At 43.2% G+C, this 17,478-nt stretch carries 21 protein-coding genes and 1 pseudogene; 11 read left to right on the forward strand and 11 right to left on the reverse strand.

Annotated features, from left to right (window positions below):
* Positions 1–423 precede the first annotated feature (423 nt).
* Positions 424–591, forward strand: a pseudogene (locus ACJHXB_RS09515) (isocitrate/isopropylmalate family dehydrogenase); the annotation flags it as partial.
* A 102-nt stretch (positions 592–693) separates the two neighbouring features.
* On the opposite strand, the gene ACJHXB_RS09520 reads toward ACJHXB_RS09515, so the two are convergent.
* The 6 genes from ACJHXB_RS09520 to bluF form a co-directional block, all read right to left on the reverse strand.
* A complete protein-coding gene (locus ACJHXB_RS09520) occupies positions 694–1,017 on the reverse strand; it encodes an anti-adapter protein IraM (protein ID WP_001469313.1) in 324 nt (107 codons plus the stop codon).
* Positions 1,018–1,269: 252 nt separating this feature from the next.
* A complete protein-coding gene (locus ACJHXB_RS09525; RefSeq protein WP_120795380.1) occupies positions 1,270–1,314 on the reverse strand; it encodes a protein YmgK in 45 nt (14 codons plus the stop codon).
* Positions 1,315–1,550: 236 nt separating this feature from the next.
* Positions 1,551–1,661 (reverse strand): hypothetical protein, encoded by a 111-nt coding sequence (locus ACJHXB_RS09530; RefSeq protein WP_019843048.1) that lies wholly within the window; start codon positions 1,659–1,661, stop codon positions 1,551–1,553.
* Positions 1,662–1,713: 52 nt separating this feature from the next.
* A complete protein-coding gene (locus ACJHXB_RS09535) occupies positions 1,714–2,118 on the reverse strand; it encodes a DUF1398 domain-containing protein (protein ID WP_000373096.1) in 405 nt (134 codons plus the stop codon).
* Between the two features lie 220 nt (positions 2,119–2,338).
* Positions 2,339–3,070 (reverse strand): DNA-binding transcriptional repressor BluR, encoded by a 732-nt coding sequence (bluR, locus tag ACJHXB_RS09540; protein ID WP_000332298.1) that lies wholly within the window; start codon positions 3,068–3,070, stop codon positions 2,339–2,341.
* 204 nt (positions 3,071–3,274) lie between these two features.
* Positions 3,275–4,486: a blue light-responsive regulator BluF gene (gene bluF, locus ACJHXB_RS09545; protein ID WP_001469311.1), complete on the reverse strand. Its 1,212-nt coding sequence runs from the start codon at positions 4,484–4,486 to the stop codon at positions 3,275–3,277.
* Positions 4,487–4,799: 313 nt separating this feature from the next.
* Between bluF and ycgZ the strand changes: the two genes are divergently transcribed.
* The 7 genes from ycgZ to ycgH all read left to right on the forward strand — a co-directional run bounded on the left by ycgZ (position 4,800) and on the right by ycgH (position 11,279).
* On the forward strand, positions 4,800–5,036 hold the full coding sequence (gene ycgZ, locus ACJHXB_RS09550) for a regulatory protein YcgZ (protein WP_000554146.1): 237 nt from the start codon (positions 4,800–4,802) through the stop codon (positions 5,034–5,036).
* A gap of 42 nt (positions 5,037–5,078) precedes the next feature.
* On the forward strand, positions 5,079–5,351 hold the full coding sequence (locus ACJHXB_RS09555; protein ID WP_000858017.1) for a hypothetical protein: 273 nt from the start codon (positions 5,079–5,081) through the stop codon (positions 5,349–5,351).
* Positions 5,352–5,379: 28 nt separating this feature from the next.
* Positions 5,380–5,646 (forward strand): biofilm/acid-resistance regulator AriR, encoded by a 267-nt coding sequence (gene ariR, locus ACJHXB_RS09560; protein ID WP_000888777.1) that lies wholly within the window; start codon positions 5,380–5,382, stop codon positions 5,644–5,646.
* A 112-nt stretch (positions 5,647–5,758) separates the two neighbouring features.
* The gene (ymgC, locus tag ACJHXB_RS09565) at positions 5,759–6,007 is read left to right on the forward strand and encodes a protein YmgC (RefSeq protein ID WP_001065758.1); all 249 of its coding nucleotides are present in this window, start codon (positions 5,759–5,761) and stop codon (positions 6,005–6,007) included.
* 335 nt (positions 6,008–6,342) lie between these two features.
* On the forward strand, positions 6,343–7,866 hold the full coding sequence (locus ACJHXB_RS09570; protein ID WP_001246467.1) for a cyclic diguanylate phosphodiesterase: 1,524 nt from the start codon (positions 6,343–6,345) through the stop codon (positions 7,864–7,866).
* A gap of 131 nt (positions 7,867–7,997) precedes the next feature.
* Positions 7,998–8,216: a cell division-associated protein YmgF gene (ymgF, locus tag ACJHXB_RS09575; protein ID WP_001306821.1), complete on the forward strand. Its 219-nt coding sequence runs from the start codon at positions 7,998–8,000 to the stop codon at positions 8,214–8,216.
* 399 nt (positions 8,217–8,615) lie between these two features.
* Entirely contained in the window at positions 8,616–11,279 is a 2,664-nt protein-coding gene (gene ycgH / locus ACJHXB_RS09580) for an autotransporter YcgH (protein ID WP_000768550.1), read from the forward strand.
* 55 nt (positions 11,280–11,334) lie between these two features.
* Here ycgH and ACJHXB_RS09585 read toward each other — a convergent pair whose 3' ends face one another.
* From ACJHXB_RS09585 to ACJHXB_RS09595, 3 genes are read right to left on the reverse strand one after another with little or no spacing between them, the layout of a single operon-like run.
* A complete protein-coding gene (locus ACJHXB_RS09585; RefSeq protein WP_000979977.1) occupies positions 11,335–11,670 on the reverse strand; it encodes a YmgD family protein in 336 nt (111 codons plus the stop codon).
* 3 nt (positions 11,671–11,673) lie between these two features.
* The gene (locus ACJHXB_RS09590) at positions 11,674–12,018 is read right to left on the reverse strand and encodes a YMGG-like glycine zipper-containing protein (protein ID WP_000726974.1); all 345 of its coding nucleotides are present in this window, start codon (positions 12,016–12,018) and stop codon (positions 11,674–11,676) included.
* A 1-nt stretch (position 12,019) separates the two neighbouring features.
* Positions 12,020–12,193 carry a hypothetical protein gene (locus tag ACJHXB_RS09595; protein ID WP_000120099.1) on the reverse strand — a complete coding sequence of 58 codons (174 nt, stop codon included), beginning with the start codon at positions 12,191–12,193 and terminating at the stop codon, positions 12,020–12,022.
* Positions 12,194–12,293: 100 nt separating this feature from the next.
* Here ACJHXB_RS09595 and ymgJ point away from each other — a divergent pair, with 100 nt between their 5' ends.
* The 3 genes from ymgJ to ypjA all read left to right on the forward strand — a co-directional run bounded on the left by ymgJ (position 12,294) and on the right by ypjA (position 16,010).
* Positions 12,294–12,479, forward strand: coding sequence for a protein YmgJ (gene ymgJ, locus ACJHXB_RS09600; protein ID WP_071556296.1), 186 nt, complete (start codon positions 12,294–12,296; stop codon positions 12,477–12,479).
* Complete coding sequence (locus ACJHXB_RS09605) at positions 12,440–12,559, forward strand: hypothetical protein (protein WP_001131445.1); 120 nt, start codon at positions 12,440–12,442, stop codon at positions 12,557–12,559. Before ymgJ ends, ACJHXB_RS09605 begins: the two co-directional genes overlap by 40 nt.
* 64 nt (positions 12,560–12,623) lie before the next feature.
* Complete coding sequence (ypjA, locus tag ACJHXB_RS09610) at positions 12,624–16,010, forward strand: adhesin-like autotransporter YpjA/EhaD (protein WP_024186571.1); 3,387 nt, start codon at positions 12,624–12,626, stop codon at positions 16,008–16,010.
* A gap of 365 nt (positions 16,011–16,375) precedes the next feature.
* On the opposite strand, the gene minE is transcribed toward ypjA, so the two are convergent.
* Together minE and minD are read right to left on the reverse strand one after the other, a co-directional pair.
* Positions 16,376–16,642, reverse strand: coding sequence for a cell division topological specificity factor MinE (minE, locus tag ACJHXB_RS09615; RefSeq protein ID WP_001185665.1), 267 nt, complete (start codon positions 16,640–16,642; stop codon positions 16,376–16,378).
* Positions 16,643–16,645: 3 nt separating this feature from the next.
* The gene (gene minD / locus ACJHXB_RS09620) at positions 16,646–17,458 is read right to left on the reverse strand and encodes a septum site-determining protein MinD (protein WP_000101055.1); all 813 of its coding nucleotides are present in this window, start codon (positions 17,456–17,458) and stop codon (positions 16,646–16,648) included.
* Between the last annotated feature and the right edge of the window lie 20 nt (positions 17,459–17,478).

Below are 17,478 nucleotides of genomic sequence, written 5' to 3' on the forward strand. Positions count from 1 at the left end.
TTTTTCAGGTTTCAGTCCCTCGTTAGATTGCACAAAATCTCTAATTTGCATCATTCGATGTGCACAAATTTATAATTCGCTATAAACACTTAGCTCGTCAGATTCATTTTGAGATTGTTCACCTATTTAAAATTCTACATAAGTATGTGGCGGATTGTGATAAACACGAGAAATCGGGGTTGGCCACCATTCCTCACCGGTCACTACGTCCGCATCGAATAGTACAGTTTTGTCAATTTCCATTAATTTCTGGATAAGAACAGAAGTTTTCAAGCGAACCTCCATTTGGCCATAAAGTGGTTATCAAAACGCTACGTAAACTATACAAAATCAGCGAGTTATGGTGAAGGTAAAAAAACAAGTTTAGATGTTCGTTAAGCATAAAATTGTTTTAATTCAATTGGATATAATAATTTTCTAAATCTAATGTTACGCCATATGGGCTGGACTGAAGCCGCAGACTTGATTGTTAAAGGTATGGAAGGCGCAATCAATGCGAAGACCGTAACCTATGATTTCGAACGTCTGATGGAAGGTGCTAAACTGCTGAAATGCAGCGAGTTTGGTGATGCGATCATCAAGAACATGTAATTACTACATGTGTTAAATATTGTAACGGGCGTATAACACGCCCGTTGTTTTATTTATGTGGATATTATTAATATCATGTCGAGAATATTTATATGAAGGCCATTACTTGAGTCCATATGGGCATATTTTTATAATACAACTATTATGTAAACATTTATTTGTTATTTCGCTTTCTCCTGGAGGACACTCTTGACTGCTTTTGAGTAAACTCCATAAATTCTTGTTGAATGGTGCAATGTTATAAATAGTAATAGGATATTCTTTATCCTCAAGGATAATACCAGGCTTAACCGGTGTAAATATACTTCCAGGAGGAAGAAATATAGTAGATTGATACCAGATGATCATTTTCATATCACCCCATATGGCTGAAAAAGATATGCCGCATGTAGGTTGAATTACCGTGTCAATTACTACCCACTTCATTTGTTATGTCTTATCCCACGGTATTTAATATAGTTCATTTGGATGTTCATTTCTTTATTTTGCATATGAGTATATTACCCTTCAAAAAAATAAATTAATTAAAACGATTGCTTATATAAAACAAAATTTAAAGCAAGTAATCTCAATAGAGATTAAACAAAATGAGATTTAGTGAAAACATTAAATCATTCACTTCGTTTTAGATTTGTTTAGTTAAAATGTTATACATTCAAATGACTGAACATCCTGTAATTAAAACATAGCCTTTATGCTACTTTGCGCTAATTTGCTAAACATTATGATTGGCCTTTTTATATAACGATAATGATGAATATAAGCATGACATGAGAATAAGGTTTCAATTTTTGAGTTATATAGGAATGATTTAACCTGTTCCTGGCTAAAATACATATAACCGGATGATGACTAAACCAAAACACATGTGCGTTAAGTATTGAAACGGACGTATGGCACGCCCGTTGTTTTTATAAATATGTTAACCGTTATAAAATAACGTATAGAAAGTCAAGTAATCACATTTCAAATATCAATTTGATAGTATTGATCTGGTGATTATTTATGGGTGGCAATAAAAAGATAGTATTACTCATCCATATGAATAGTCTCTGCACTTTTATTTCCATTATGCTAATGCCTTACTGAATTATGAAGTATTTTTTAAGCATCCAACTTTAGCTAGATTAATGGTTTATTATTTTCTACATCTTCAATATATAAAAGCGTATTATCAATGGCGTAGTAACTGCGTTTGTTATGATTAACATCAGTAACCCACCGGAAAACGCCCGCGTCTGCCAGTGTTGAACAGTATTCCCGAAATGTTGATTTTCCGCAAATATGAAGCAATGCGGCCTCTTTTATTTTAGCAGGGTTCTTGGTCGTACTAACTTTTAACAGGTTCCTGGTTCCTCTTAATAACAAAACCGTGTCATCGTGAGTAATAATTCTGATGTTATCCGTAGCCAGATAATAAATGTAATGTGCAATACGGTGATGTTTTAATTCTGAATAAAACCAGGAGAAGTTTTGCTCTTTTCTCACTTGCTCAAACATCTTTTGAAAAACAACAACCTGATCCATCAGGATAATAACCTCTTGTTAGTTGTGAGACTGCGTAGTGTGCACGATCGGTTTTACCACTTCAATCTGGTCTGTCCTTTGGCTGTGATATGTACAAAGTGTGAAAGGGGGATTACCTGAATTCTCCCGGTGAGCATTTTGCAACGGACCAGCTCCGGTACAAACGCTGTTGTGGGTTCAGATTATAAGATTCTGTCTAAGGGGCGGGATAAAGGTGAAATTAGGGGGCATGAAAGATGACTTTATAACCTTGCTCACCCCAGTGTTGTAAAAGTTCGTTTTGCCTTCTCGTTGGTGCCATGCCTGTCCAGACAATCAATGTTTGCGTTGGGAACAGTTCCGGGCGCGGCGCTTCAATGGGATCAGCAAGAACAGAAATGTGCCATCCTGACAATGATAAACGCCATGCTTCCAGCCACAATCGTGCTCTCTCTTCAACATTCCACGCCATCAGAATGGCTTCTTTACCGGGCTTACGGCGCATTTCGAAAAGCGAGGCTGCTGCGTATTCAATTAATGCGCCGTCAAACATACTGCTCATAATGCGGGAGGTGTTGTGATCAAGCACGAGACGCTGACGAACAGGAAGGTAAACATGATTAATCAATTGATCTACCGGGTACTCTCGACCCAGTGAAATAATTCTCGCGCGTAGTTTGGCAGGATTAGCCATACGAAGAATTGACATCATCTCTTCTTGCAGGCGGCTCCAGTCATCTTCCGTATCCTGGCTGGTGGTTTCCAGTAATGCTTTAACTTTGCCTACAGGGACGCCATTACTTATCCAACGCTTGATCTCTTCGATGCGTTGTATGTCTTCTTCATCAAAGAGTCGGTGTCCGCCTTCACTGCGCTGTGGTTTTAACAAACCGTAGCGGCGTTGCCAGGCCCGGAGAGTGACAGGATTAATCCCGCAACGTTCAGCAACATCACCAATGCTGTAATAAGCCACAATTCCTCCTTGCGGTCATAAATCTCCGTCGCCTGTACACGACCCAATAATACTTTGTACAATATACGCTAAAATTGTACAAAGTATAAATAAGATTTCAGCTAAATTGGATGAAACATTATTTTTAATGTGGATTAAATTAAAACATAACGTATTCATTTTCACGATAATTTCTAGAAAACATGCAAAATAATGTGCTGAAAATTATTTTTTCTCCGGCCACGCAACTGAAGGGATACCATTCAATTTAGCTTTTGCAAACAGATCTCCCTGAAACATCTCAATTCCTGCAGATTCAAGCCACATCCACTCTTCTGGTGTTGCCACGCCCATAGCAGAGACTTGAATTTCAAGTGATGTACAGCATTTCATGATCGCCTGAATAATTGCCTGTCGTGGTCCGCTTTTATGAACATTGGTAATCAATTCCTGACTGATTTTAATTCTGTCAGGCTGGAAGCGTGACAGGAGTAACAAACCAGCAAAACCTGCGCCAAAATGATCAATTGCTACACTGATACCGGCAGCCTTTAGCGATTTAACCGCTTCGGCAAACTCATCAAACCGAGATATGACTTCACTTTCAGTAAATTCAACGATGATTTGTTCAGGCACCAGACCATTGGCCTTTATTTCATCAAGTAAAAAAGAGACTGCGTCAGGCTCGTTAACCAGGGTCATAGGTAATAGATTGATTGATATCATTTTATCACCGAGCTCAAGTGCGTGTGCCATCGCGAATGCAAGCGCCTTACTTTTGAGATCCGCTTTGTAGATTTCCCCGTCTTTACGCTGCCCAACCGCTATAGCTGATGGGCTATCTTCATTTTTTTGCACAATGGCTTCAAAAGCGATTATCCGCCGCGATAAGGGATCGACAATAGGATGAAAGGCAAAGTGGTCGTTTATAGTTGGTGAAAGGGTACAGGAATCAAGTTCTTTATCAGATCCGTCAGCGATAAAAAGCCAGGAGTCTTCGGCAGGGATCTCGAAATAGGTTGCTTGTTCGGTTGCAAGGACAAAAGTACGAAAAAATTGTAGCGCTCTGTCATCATAAGTTAGCTGAAATTTTGATGTGCCTTTGTCGAATACGGCCTGTAAAACGTCATCTCGCTCGTGCAGGCGCAAATCAAATAATTCCATTCCCGCTTTGCCAAAACGGCGAGCAGGCGCGTAATCGCACATCAGCTCAACAATATTATAGTGCCGTGGATCCTGGCATATAGCCCGATATATCATTTTAACCTGTTCTTCCGGACCTTCCAGAAGCTGGAAAAAATGAGAACCATTAAACAGTAAGATCCCTGTTACGTCAGACTGCATGTTCCTGCGATTTGCTATCGAAACCATTTCTTCGATTTTTTTGACAGGTTCGTCGTCACGTATATGGCTACGATAAATAAGGGTGGTAAGCATTAACTGTCCAGGGTAATGGGAGAGGCGAGAGTAAGACGGTAACAGACATATCTTCCGGTGTCTTTCTTTTAATACCAAAACATAACTGTTTCTTTACATTGATAAAAAATGGAAAAAGTTGAAGATGAGTTAGCGAAAATTCTTGTATAGGTTGTCATTTAAATGATGCAATATTTTTTATCATAAGCTGTTGTTTTATATGTATTAGCACTAAATGCAAAAAATTAATTTATCATTCTGTACACATATTTCGTACAAGTTTGCTATTGTTACCTCACTTAACATTGATTAACATTTTTAACAGAGGCGTAGCATGCATCAAAATTCAGTGACTTTAGATTCTGCGGGAGCAATCACTCGTTACTTTGCAAAAGCTAACTTGCCTACTCAGCAGGAAACTCTCGGGGAAATTGTGACTGAGATTTTGAAAGATGGACGTAATCTGAGTCGAAAGTCGCTTTGTGCCAAACTTCTATGCCGACTGGAACAAGCGACAGGGGAAGAGGAACAGAAACATTATAATGCACTAATTGGGTTGCTTTTTGAATAATGCAACAGCCTGATTATTTAACAGGTTAGCTATGAAGTCGTTATGAAGACATCTGATAATGAAAGTACAAAATATGAAATTACTGGCCAGGCGGTGCTCCATATACTGCGCATGAAGATAAATTTTTCGTTGCAGACTCTTATTAAGCAATTACTCGTAATGAAATCGGCTGAGGAAAATGCTTTCCGACGAGATTTAATTGACAGCATAATTCGTGATTTTAGCAACAGTGATACAGGAGAGCCAAACAGAAGAACAGCGATAGCTGACAATAAAAGTATGTTCAATGGTAAGAAAATAAACAGAATACATTAAAATTTCATAAGTAAGATGAGAGGTTACCATGCTTGAAGATACTACAATTCATAATGCAATAACTGATAAAGCGTTATCAAGCTACTTTCGCAGTTCGGGTAATTTGTTAGAAGAAGAGTCAGCTGTGTTAGGGCAGGCTGTGACCAATTTAATGCTTTCAGGCGATAATGTTAATAATAAAAATATTATCTTAAGTCTGATACACTCCCTGGAAACAACAAATGATATCCTCAAAGCTGATGTGATCAGAAAAACACTGGAAATCGTGTTGCGATACACAGCGGATGATATGTGACTTTTAATTATTAAGTATAAGTTTATAGAAAACTCATTCATCTTATTTTTGTCTGTCGCTTTAGACTATACACAGCATAATTTTATTGGGTTAATATTTCTACGAGGCTGACATGAATAATTCAATCCCAGAGAGATTTATTTTGCAATGTGCGTTGTTTAAAAATCTCGAGAGGGAGGTGTTCATGACGCATGGATATGTTGATAGTCATATTATTGATCAGGCTTTACGCTTGCGTTTAAAAGATGAAACTAGTGTGATTCTTTCTGATCTCTATCTGCAAATCTTGCAGTACATTGAAATGCATAAGACTACACTAACGGATATCATTATTAATGACAGGGAATCCGTGCTCTCTTAGAACTTGTGTAAGTTTTCAGAATACAGATCTGATGTATCACCATGTTGGTGCAAAGTGAGCATTTCAGGCGTTATGCTTTCTTAATATATCCACAATATCAGGGAGCAAACAAGAATGGAGAGCACTCGTTTTCCATTCTTGACGCCTGATATCCCGCCTAATTTGTTTAATTCTGCCTACATTATGCTCAATAATTAATAGGTTAGATGAAGATGGAGAAAATTTTATCTTGGGCGTGGATATTTGTGATGCTCTCTACCATGCTCTCTGTAGACGCCAGCGCGAGCGAATGAATGTCATTTTTATGTATTAAACCCTTTGGCCGGGACAAGTGAATGCGCAATACACTCATACCCATCCTCATTGCGATATGCTTGTTTATAACCGGTGTCGCTATTTTGAACATCCAGCTCTGGTATTCCGCAAAAGCAGAGTACCTGGCGGGAGCGAGATATGCCGCCAACAATATCAATCATATACTTGAAGAAGCGTCACAGGCGACTCAAACGGCGGTTAACATTGCCGGGAAGGAATGCGACCTCGAGGAGCAATATAAGCTTGGCACTGAAGCAGCTCTGAAACCTCACCTGCGCACAATCATCATTCTCAAACAGGGAACGGTCTGGTGTACATCCTTACCGGGGAATCGGGTCTTGCTGTCTCGTATTCCTGTTTTCCCGGACAGTAATTTACTGCTGGCTCCGGCAATCGACACCGTTAATAGATTACCTATCCTGCTCTATCAGAGCCAATTTGCAGATACGCGCATTTTGGTTACGATAAGTGATCAGCATATTCGCGGGGCGCTTAATGTACCCTTGAAAGGGGTAAGGTATGTATTACGCGTGGCAGATGACATTATTGGACCTACGGGTGATGTGATGACGCTTAATGGACACTATCCCTATACCGAGAAGGTTCACTCCACAAAATATCATTTCACTATTATCTTTAACCCGCCGCCACTCTTTAGCTTCTACAGACTTATCGATAAAGGCTTTGGGATTTTGATATTTATTCTGTTAATCGCCTGCGCCGCTGCCTTCCTGCTTGATAGGTATTTCAATAAAAGCGCAACGCCTGAAGAGATCCTGCGACGGGCTATAAATAATGGGGAGATCGTCCCATTTTACCAACCTGTGGTAAATGGTCGGGAAGGGACATTGCGGGGAGTTGAGGTGTTAGCCCGCTGGAAACAACCTCACGGTGGATATATATCACCCGCGGCATTTATTCCACTTGCTGAAAAATCCGGATTAATCGTTCCGCTTACGCAAAGCCTGATGAATCAGGTTGCCAGACAGATGAACGCTATCGCGAGTAAACTGCCGGAAGGTTTTCATATTGGGATTAATTTTAGCGCCTCGCATATTATTTCGCCGACATTTGTCGACGAGTGCTTAAATTACCGTGACAGTTTTACCCGTCGCGATTTAAACCTCGTTCTGGAAGTTACCGAGCGTGAGCCATTAAATGTTGATGAAAGTCTGGTTCAGCGGTTGAACATTCTGCATGAAAATGGTTTTGTCATCGCGCTGGATGATTTCGGTACTGGCTACTCAGGGCTTTCTTATCTGCATGACCTGCATATTGATTATATCAAAATTGATCACAGTTTCGTTGGCCGCGTAAACGCAGACCCAGAATCAACTCGGATTCTGGATTGTGTATTGGATCTGGCGCGTAAACTTTCGATCAGTATCGTCGCTGAAGGTGTCGAAACGAAAGAACAACTTGACTATCTGAATCAAAATAATATCACATTTCAACAGGGTTATTATTTCTATAAACCGGTAACATACATCGACCTGGTCAAAATTATCCTTTCTAAACCGAAGGTGAAGGTTGTGGTTGAGTGAAAATCGATCAGTAAGGCCATAGTGCGGTGTAATTATAGACAGCTAATTAGCTCGTTGCCTCTTGTTACTATTGTTCATTATTTTGTTTGCTATAATTGTTTGAAAGTTTTGACAGGATTGCCATTAGTAGCATGAACAATAGTAATAATCTGGATTATTTCACTCTCTATATCATCTTTTCCATTGCATTTATGCTGATCACTCTCCTGGTCATCCTTATTGCAAAACCCAGTACCGGGCTGGGAGAAGTGCTTGTGACGATAAATTTGCTTAATGCCCTTGTTTGGCTGGCGATCAATCTGATTAATCGATTAAGGGAAAGACTCGTCAGCCACAGGGATCAGCAATAATCTTTCAGTTTCTCACTGTCAGTATGCGGCTGAATGGGGTGCTGACAGTGAACGCCTGGATCATTGAAGGAAAGGAATTATTGCGCAAATAGTTGTCAACCCTGGTGTTATCACAGTTGGTTTTATATATCATTGAAATAATTTCTATGGCAACTATTAATAATTTTGATGTCGAAGAGTTATTTGTTAAACAAAATCGTCACCCCAAAGTGATCAATGTCATGAAAATAAGGTGAAAAATGATAATGCCGCCTTATTTATCATTTATATATTGTCGCTGTTTATCTATTTAAATTTTTTGTGCTTTTGTTTTTGTCTTTACCCTCCGTTTTGGTAATCTGAACTCATAGGTTATTTGACCAGGAATGTTTGTTAATCCAATGAATGGATGGTTAATCTATGAAACTGAAAAAACTCCCCGGGTTTAGTTTAGGACTTATTGCTTTGGCGGTGGGTAATGCATATGCAACACAATTGTTGGATGATTATAGTATACTTTCCTATATAACTGATGAAGAATCGCCGATTGAAATCAAAGATAATAATTCGATAAGTAATGGAGAGTATCTAACCACTAAAGACGAAAGCCATGCTGTGAAAGTGGATGACGGTGTAACTGGATATATAAATAATGCCAGTGTGATGACTAGTGGTGATGGATCTTATGGTATTTCTGTTGATAGTCATAACAAAGTATTATATATAAGCGATAGCGATATTAAGACCTCTGGAAGCGTATCTGACAAAGGAAATAACCAAGATGTTAATGGAGGGATAACAGCCAGCGCAGTAGTCAGTGAATTTGGTGGCACCATCGTTATGAATGGTGATAATTCAGTCGAGACGAGGGGGGCATATTCAGCGGGACTTTTAAGTCAGGTTAATGATTCTGGGATTGTGGAAAATAACACCCGTCTTGAAACCACAGATAAAACGAACATTGTTACCTATGGGGAAAATGCAGTAGGTGTTCTTGCATGTTCAAGTCCTGGAGAGTCTCGAACATGTGTCGATGCTGTAGATGATGAAGTTAGTGATTCTAACAGTTACGAAGTTATTAGCCGTGCTGATTTAAAAATGAATGGTGGTTCCATAACAACTAATGGCACTAATAGCTATGGTGCTTATGCTAATGGGGAAAAAGCATATATTAATTTAGATTATGTGGCACTTGAAACCGGGGAGCATGGAAGTTATGCAGTTGCTATTCGACAAGGTAACATTGATATAAAAAATAGTTCTATTACAACAAAAGGCACTAAAGCCCCCATTGCAAAAATATACAATGGTGGAGAGTTATTTTTTTCCAATGTCACCGCGGTATCAGAACAAGATAAAGGAATATCAATTGATGCATCAAATATCGATTCTCAAGCCAAAATAGCACTATCAAGTGTCGAACTTTCAAGTGCTTTGGATAGTATTGATGTTAACAAAACTACAACGGATGTAAGCATCCTTAATCGAAGTATTATCACGCCTGGTAATAATATTCTGGTTAATAATACTGGAGGTGGCTTAAACATAATTTCGTCCGACTCTACTCTAAATGGAGCGACTAAACTCGTTAGCGGCACAACTACACTGAAGCTTTCAGAAAACACAATCTGGAATATGAAAGATGACTCCGTTGTTACCCATCTGACTAATTCAGACAGTATTATCAATCTTTCGTATGATGATGGTCAAACATTTACCCAGGGAAAAACGTTAACCGTAAAAGGTAATTATGTCGGTAATAATGGTCAGCTTAATATCCGCACCGTATTAGGTGATGATAAATCGGCTACTGACAGACTTATTGTTGAGGGTAATACTTCGGGTTCAACTACCGTCTATGTGAAAAATGCTGGAGGAAGCGGCGCGGCCACGCTAAATGGGATCGAACTCATAACTGTGAATGGCGATGAATCTCCAGCAGATGCCTTCAGACAAGGTGATGCAAGGATTGCAGCTGGAGCTTTCGAATATCAACTAAAACAACAAGGCAAAAACTGGTATTTGACAAGTTATCAGTCAGTGAATGAGGAGGATAACAGCTCAGAGGGAAATTCAGAATCAACAGAAACGCCTACCCCCGTTCTGCGCCCCGAAGCTGGAAGTTACGTCGCCAACCTGGCAGCCGCTAACACTCTTTTTGTTATGCGTCTGAACGATCGTGCAGGTGAAACGCGCTACATCGATCCTGTAACTGAACAGGAGCGTTCAAGCCGACTTTGGCTACGTCAAATTGGCGGGCATAATGCCTGGCGTGACAGCAACGGACAGTTGAGAACGACCTCGCATCGCTACGTCTCGCAGTTAGGGGCGGATCTGTTAACCGGTGGTTTTACCGACAGTGACAGTTGGCGTTTGGGAGTGATGGTTGGTTATGCCCGCGACTACAACTCAACTCATTCCAGCGTGTCGGATTATCGTTCGAAAGGGAGTGTCAGAGGCTATAGCGCAGGGCTGTATGCCACCTGGTTTGCCGATGACATCAGTAAAAAAGGCGCATACATTGACGCCTGGGCGCAATATAGCTGGTTTAAAAACTCGGTGAAAGGAGATGAATTAGCCTATGAATCCTATAGCGCGAAAGGTGCAACCGTCTCGCTGGAAGCGGGTTACGGTTTTGCCCTGAATAAATCCTTTGGTCTGGAAGCGGCGAAATATACGTGGATCTTCCAGCCACAGGCACAGGCTATCTGGATGGGCGTCGATCATAATGCGCACACGGAAGCCAATGGCTCACGTATTGAGAATGACGCAAATAACAACATCCAGACCCGACTTGGTTTCCGCTCCTTTATTCGTACTCAGGAGAAAAACAGCGGTCCGCACGGTGACGACTTTGAACCTTTTGTTGAAATGAACTGGATCCATAACAGTAAAGATTTTGCTGTCTCAATGAACGGTGTGAAAGTCGAACAAGACGGGGCGCGTAATCTGGGGGAAATTAAACTTGGCGTAAATGGCAATCTGAATCCGGCGGCCAGCGTCTGGGGTAATGTGGGCGTGCAGCTGGGTGATAATGGCTACAATGACACCGCAGTGATGGTGGGCCTGAAATATAAGTTCTGATCCCCGTTAGCTAAAATACCGCGTCGAATTCATCGACGCGGTAACATATTAAATATTATTTTTTGCCGATAGCACGCATGGTGTCATCAATTGCCGTGATCAACAGCATTTGCGGGTCTTTAGCGCAAACCTGATTCAGTTTTTCTACCACTTTGGCGCTCAGTTCCGGAGATTGCTCAATTTTTAAATCACGGCTGGCAACGCTGGCATTACCCATTACCGCAACAATTTCTGCAACCTGTGCGCTGTCAGTTTTTGCCATTTCGTTGGCTTCTGCGCAAGTAATATAGGTTTCTGACGGCAAACCGTTTTTAATATTGTAGTCCTGCGCCCAGGTCATTGGTGCGAAAACAAACAGACCCGCCAGTAAAGCAAATTTTTTCATCATCATTCCTTATTTCATTTTACCCAGAATTGCACCACCCGTACCGCCAATCACGGCACCTTTAATCGCCCCTTCGAGGCCATTGCCGGTCAGAACGCCAGTGACAGCACCAACGGCGGCACCCACTTTTGCACCTTTACGCGCATTTTTACCGTCGCGGCCTTTTTCTGTTACTGCACCAACACCAGCGCCAACAGCTGCACCTTTCAGTACGCCATTAACACCATTGCCAGTAAGTAAACCAACGCCTGCGCCTAGCAATGCACCTTTCGTGGTGCGATTCATATCCGCCATCGCTGGCGTGGAGCAGAACAATGCTGAGATAAGCCCGAAGGCAAGTATTTTTTTCTTCAACTTAGATGTCCGGTATTAAGTAAGTTGCACACACAATAATTTCGTCTTCAATTAAGATCTGCTTAACTAAAGAACGCTCGCTATTATTCAGATAATTCAAAATGAGCGTGACTGTGATGATAGGAATTATGTTTTTTACGGGAATGAGAATAATCTCAAATGAGAAATAACTCATTGATTGACAATATTTTTATTCAAGAAGTGTTATTGACTGTTAATACAATGTTGTAAAGGTAAGATAATCTGATTTATCAATATTATTGTGTGATTTTTATGTGAGCAGAAGATATTCATCAGCAACGATTACATTAGTCATTTTATTTTGCCGACGGCCTCATTGTCGAAAAATAAGCGTACGACAGTATTATCAGAAAAGAGTGATTTTTTATCCAACTACACTTCAGCGCACTGCGTTTAAAAAGTGCCTCTTTCTTATGCGGGATATCATCATTTCATCATGATGTCTTTGATGAGCGGTGAACACAATACACCTGCGCTGTCTCTTCAGGATGAATCCCCTGGTCTGGTGCCTGCGGGCTGATGTTGCAGCAGAGCTTAGGTCACTTAGACGCTACTCAGTATTCATTTTTCAGAGGATGAAATTTATGAACAGAACCAGTCGCTATTATTTTCACCGCTCAGTACTTTCCTTATTGATAGCTGCCATGATATATGCCCCTCCCGGGATGACGGCTTTCACTTCTAATGTTATTGGTGTTGTAAATGATGAGACTGTAGACGGCAGCCAAAGAGTAGATGAACGAGGTACAACAAATAATGCTCATATCATCAATCACGGCAATCAGGAGGTATATGGCGGGATTTCTAATGGAAGTGTTATTGATACTGGTGGACATCAAGAGGTATCTGGTCATGGCTCTTATCAGGGGCAGGCTAATAATACAGTCATTAACGGTGGCAGCCAGACAATTAGTGAGGGAGGAATTTCTACAGGGACGATAATTAACGATAAAGGAACAATGTCAGTTTTAACGAATGCTAAAGCTGATGCGACCCGAATAGATAACGGCGGGGCCATGGATGTTGCCGGGAACGCGACTAATACCATCATTAATGGTGGTACACAGAATATTTATAATCATGGTATTGCTACGGGAACTAATATCAACAGTGGCACGCAAAATATCAAGAGCGGCGGGAAAGCTGACACAACAAATATCTCTTCCGGGAGCAAGCAGGTTGTTGAGAAAGGAGGTACGGCAACTGGCAGCAATATTCGCGCCGGAGGCACGCTGATTGTCGATACCGGCGGTATCGCACATGGGGTTTACCTGGACACGGGGAGCGCTTTAGTTGCCAATACGGGCGCGGGGACTGATATTGATGGATACCAGAGGTCATCTCACTTCACTATTACCGGAGGCAGGGCTGAGCATGTTGTGCTGGAAAATACCGGCCAACTGACGGTCGTAGCTCAAACCTCGGCGGTAGATACCATCGTTGATGCTGGCGGTAAGCTGATTGTCCACGAGGAGGCCGTAGCATATACCACCAGACTTAACAATGGCGGCATACTCGATGTGCGGGAGAAAGGCAGCGCAACGGGGATACAGCAGAGTAGTCAGGGCGCGTTGGTTGCAACCACCAGGGCGACGCGGGTCACAGGGACACGCGCTGATGGCGTCGCGTTCAGCATCGAGCAGGGTGCGGCGAACAATATCCTGCTGACAAATGGCGGCGTGTTAACCGTGGAGTCAGACACCACTTCCGCCAAAACACAGGTCAATGCGGGCGGTCGGGAGATCGTCAAAACAAAAGCCACTGCGACAGGCACGACGCTCACTGGCGGTGAACAAATCGTCGAGGGTGTGGCAAATGAGACAACAATTAACGACGGCGGAATACAAACAGTTTCAGCTAACGGAGAGGCAATAAAAACAACGATCAATGAAGGCGGAACGCTGACAGTCAACGATAATGGCAAAGCGACAGATATCGTCCAGAACAGCGGTGCCGCTCTCCAGACGAGCACGGCTAACGGTATTGAAATCAGCGGTACGCACCAGTACGGCACCTTTTCCATTGCCAGCAATTTAGCGACCAATATGTTGCTGGAAAATGGCGGTAATTTATTGGTATTAGCAGGTACCGAAGCCCGTGACTCCACGGTTGACAAGGGTGGTGCAATGCAAAACCTGGGTCAGGACTCCGCCACAAAGGTTAACTCTGGTGGGCAATATACCCTTGGGCGGTCAAAAGATGAGTTTCAGGCTCTGGCCCGGGCAGAAGATCTACAGGTCTCTGGTGGGACGGCAATCGTCTACGCAGGTACGTTGGCGAATGCATCGGTCAGTGGCGCGACAGGAAGCCTGTCGTTAATGACGCCACGGGATAATGTTACGCCAGTTAAACTTGAAGGGGTGGTCCGGATTACCGATAGCGCGACATTAACTATCGGAAATGGCGTCGATACGACGCTTGCCGACCTGACGGCTGCCAGCCGGGGCAGTGTCTGGCTTAACAGCAATAATTCCTGTGCAGGCACCAGCAACTGCGAATATAGAGTAAACAGTTTGCTACTCAACGACGGTGATGTTTATTTATCAGCGCCTGCCACAACTAACGGTATCTACAATACGCTGACCACCAGTGAACTTTCCGGCAGCGGTAATTTCTACCTGCATACCAACGTTGCAGGCTCCCGGGGCGATCAACTGATCGTCAACAACAACGCCACTGGTAATTTTAAAATCTTTGTTCAGGATACCGGCGTCAGCCCTCAGTCTGACGATGCGATGACGCTGGTGAAAACAGGGGGAGGGGATGCGTCGTTTACGCTGGGCAATACCGGCGGTTTCGTTGATCTTGGGACCTATGAGTATGTCCTGAAAAGCGACGGCAACAGCAACTGGAACCTGACTAATAATGTCAACCCAAATCCAAATCCGAACCCGAACCCGAACCCAAATCCGAACCCAAATCCGAACCCAAATCCGAACCCAAATCCGAACCCAAATCCAAATCCAAATCCGAACCCAAATCCAAATCCAAATCCAAATCCAAATCCAAATCCAGACCCGACTCCCGAGCCAACGCCGACACCCGTTCCGGAGAAACGCATCACGCCTTCTACGGCTGCCGTACTCAATATGGCAGCAACATTACCGTTGGTCTTTGATGCTGAGCTAAACAGTATTCGCGAGCGGTTGAACATAATGAAAGCGAGTCCACACAACAATAATGTCTGGGGGGCGACGTATAACACCCGTAATAATGTCACCACCGATGCGGGGGCTGGGTTTGAGCAGACGCTGACCGGAATGACAGTGGGGATCGACAGTCGTAATGATATTCCTGAGGGGATTGCGACGCTGGGCGCTTTTATGGGTTATTCCCATTCACATATCGGTTTTGATCGTGGAGGACATGGCAGTGTGGGCAGTTATTCTCTGGGGGGCTATGCCAGCTGGGAACATGAAAGTGGTTTCTATCTGGACGGTATCGTGAAGCTGAACCGCTTTGAAAGTAACGTAGCCGGTAAAATGAGCAGCGGTGGAGCCGCCAACGGCAGTTATCATAGCAACGGGCTGGGGGGGCACATTGAAACCGGGATGCGATTTACCGATGGTAACTGGAACCTGACGCCGTATGCATCGTTAACGGGGTTCACCGCTGATAACCCCGAATATCATTTATCCAATGGCATGGAATCGAAATCAGTCGATACCCGCAGTATATATCGTGAACTGGGCGCAACGCTGAGTTACAACATGCGTCTGGGGAACGGCATGGAAGTTGAGCCGTGGCTGAAGGCGGCTGTGCGCAAAGAATTTGTCGATGATAACCGGGTGAAAGTGAATAATGACGGTAATTTTGTCAATGATTTGTCGGGCAGACGTGGAATATATCAGGCAGGTATTAAAGCCTCATTCAGCAGTTCGTTAAGCGGGCATCTCGGGGTGGGGTATAGCCATGGTGCCGGTGTGGAATCCCCGTGGAACGCGGTGGCTGGTGCGAACTGGTCGTTCTGACCATCAACGATTAAACTGCGCTTCGGCGCAGTTTTCGTTTACAGGGTGTTAAAAGGAAAAATTCTGCGGCAAAAAAAGCCCGCCAGTTACGGCGGGAAACCTCATCCTATGGGAGAACAATGAATAATGAAATTGCGGGGTTATCATCACCCAGTATACCCATACTAACAATAAGGTTATTTACTCAGCCAGGTATAAACAATTTGTTCTGTGTGGGGGGAACGGCATTAAGGTGTAAAGGGGGGGAAGCAATGAGTAGCATCAGCAAGAATACTCGCCGCTCTTATCAAACGTGGATGAGGGGGATGAAAAACGCAAGGCAGAGATGACTCTGCCTTGAAGAGAAATGCGCTTTTACAGCGGGCCTATTTCAGCTCTTCTGCTTCCGGCAAGGTCACGTTCAGCTCAAGAATAGAAATATCGCCATCTTTTTGCTCAAGCTGTACGGTTACCATCTCAGGATCAATTTGTACGTATTTACAAATGACCTCAAGAATATCTTTACGCAACTGCGGCAGATAATGCGGTTCTGCATCGCTGCGACGGCGTTCAGCAACAATAATCTGCAGCCGTTCTTTTGCAATGTTGGCCGTGTTTTTCTTCCGCGAGAGAAAGAAATCGAGTAATGCCATAACTTATCCTCCGAACAAGCGTTTGAGGAAGCCTTTCTTCTCTTCTTCAATGAAGCGGAAAGGACGTTCTTCTCCCAACAGACGTTCTACGGTATCTGCGTAGGCTTTACCCGCATCGGCGTTAATGTCGAGAATGACCGGTTCACCCTGGTTAGAGGCGCGCAATACTGATTGATCCTCTGGGATCACGCCGACGAGTTTGATGCGCAGGATCTCCAGCACATCTTCCATGCTCAGCATGTCACCTCTGCTTACGCGGCCTGGGTTATAGCGCGTTAACAGCAGGTGCTCTTTAATAGGCTCTTCGCCATTTTCTGCGCGGCGTGATTTCGACGCCAGAATGCCTAAAATACGGTCAGAGTCGCGTACTGAGGAGACTTCCGGGTTGGTGGTAATAATGGCTTCGTCTGCAAAATAGAGTGCCATTAGCGCACCGGTCTCAATCCCTGCCGGGGAGTCGCAAACAATAAATTCAAAGTCCATCGCTTTCAGATCATCAAGAACTTTGGCGACCCCTTCACGGGTGAGGGCATCTTTATCGCGAGTTTGCGATGCCGGAAGAATATAGAGATTTTCAGTACGCTTATCTTTAATTAACGCCTGATTTAGCGTTGCATCGCCCTGAATGACGTTGACGAAATCGTAAACGACCCGACGTTCACAACCCATAATCAGGTCGAGATTACGCAGGCCGATATCAAAATCTATCACGACAGTTTTCTTTCCCTTCTGGGCCAAACCAGTGGCGATGGCCGCGCTGGAGGTTGTCTTACCAACACCCCCTTTGCCCGAAGTAACAACAATAATGCGTGCCATAGAAATTCCTTGTTAAAAAG

It is taken from the genome of Escherichia sp. WS3227_2, from assembly GCF_046486495.1.
GTDB lineage: Bacteria > Pseudomonadota > Gammaproteobacteria > Enterobacterales > Enterobacteriaceae > Escherichia > Escherichia coli.

What these genes read in the sequence shown, in the direction of transcription:
- ACJHXB_RS09520 (WP_001469313.1), bottom strand. Translation starts at nt 1,017, where the DNA reads ATGAAGTGGGTAGTAATTGACACGGTAATTCAACCTACATGCGGCATA.
- ACJHXB_RS09530 (WP_019843048.1), bottom strand. Translation starts at nt 1,661, where the DNA reads ATGGAAATAAAAGTGCAGAGACTATTCATATGGATGAGTAATACTATC.
- ACJHXB_RS09535 (WP_000373096.1), bottom strand. Translation starts at nt 2,118, where the DNA reads ATGGATCAGGTTGTTGTTTTTCAAAAGATGTTTGAGCAAGTGAGAAAA.
- bluF (WP_001469311.1), bottom strand. Translation starts at nt 4,486, where the DNA reads ATGCTTACCACCCTTATTTATCGTAGCCATATACGTGACGACGAACCT.
- ycgZ (WP_000554146.1), top strand. Translation starts at nt 4,800, where the DNA reads ATGCATCAAAATTCAGTGACTTTAGATTCTGCGGGAGCAATCACTCGT.
- ACJHXB_RS09555 (WP_000858017.1), top strand. Translation starts at nt 5,079, where the DNA reads ATGAAGACATCTGATAATGAAAGTACAAAATATGAAATTACTGGCCAG.
- ariR (WP_000888777.1), top strand. Translation starts at nt 5,380, where the DNA reads ATGCTTGAAGATACTACAATTCATAATGCAATAACTGATAAAGCGTTA.
- ymgC (WP_001065758.1), top strand. Translation starts at nt 5,759, where the DNA reads ATGAATAATTCAATCCCAGAGAGATTTATTTTGCAATGTGCGTTGTTT.
- ACJHXB_RS09570 (WP_001246467.1), top strand. Translation starts at nt 6,343, where the DNA reads ATGCGCAATACACTCATACCCATCCTCATTGCGATATGCTTGTTTATA.
- ymgF (WP_001306821.1), top strand. Translation starts at nt 7,998, where the DNA reads ATGAACAATAGTAATAATCTGGATTATTTCACTCTCTATATCATCTTT.
- ycgH (WP_000768550.1), top strand. Translation starts at nt 8,616, where the DNA reads ATGAAACTGAAAAAACTCCCCGGGTTTAGTTTAGGACTTATTGCTTTG.
- ACJHXB_RS09585 (WP_000979977.1), bottom strand. Translation starts at nt 11,670, where the DNA reads ATGATGATGAAAAAATTTGCTTTACTGGCGGGTCTGTTTGTTTTCGCA.
- ACJHXB_RS09595 (WP_000120099.1), bottom strand. Translation starts at nt 12,193, where the DNA reads ATGAGTTATTTCTCATTTGAGATTATTCTCATTCCCGTAAAAAACATA.
- ypjA (WP_024186571.1), top strand. Translation starts at nt 12,624, where the DNA reads ATGAACAGAACCAGTCGCTATTATTTTCACCGCTCAGTACTTTCCTTA.
- minE (WP_001185665.1), bottom strand. Translation starts at nt 16,642, where the DNA reads ATGGCATTACTCGATTTCTTTCTCTCGCGGAAGAAAAACACGGCCAAC.
- minD (WP_000101055.1), bottom strand. Translation starts at nt 17,458, where the DNA reads ATGGCACGCATTATTGTTGTTACTTCGGGCAAAGGGGGTGTTGGTAAG.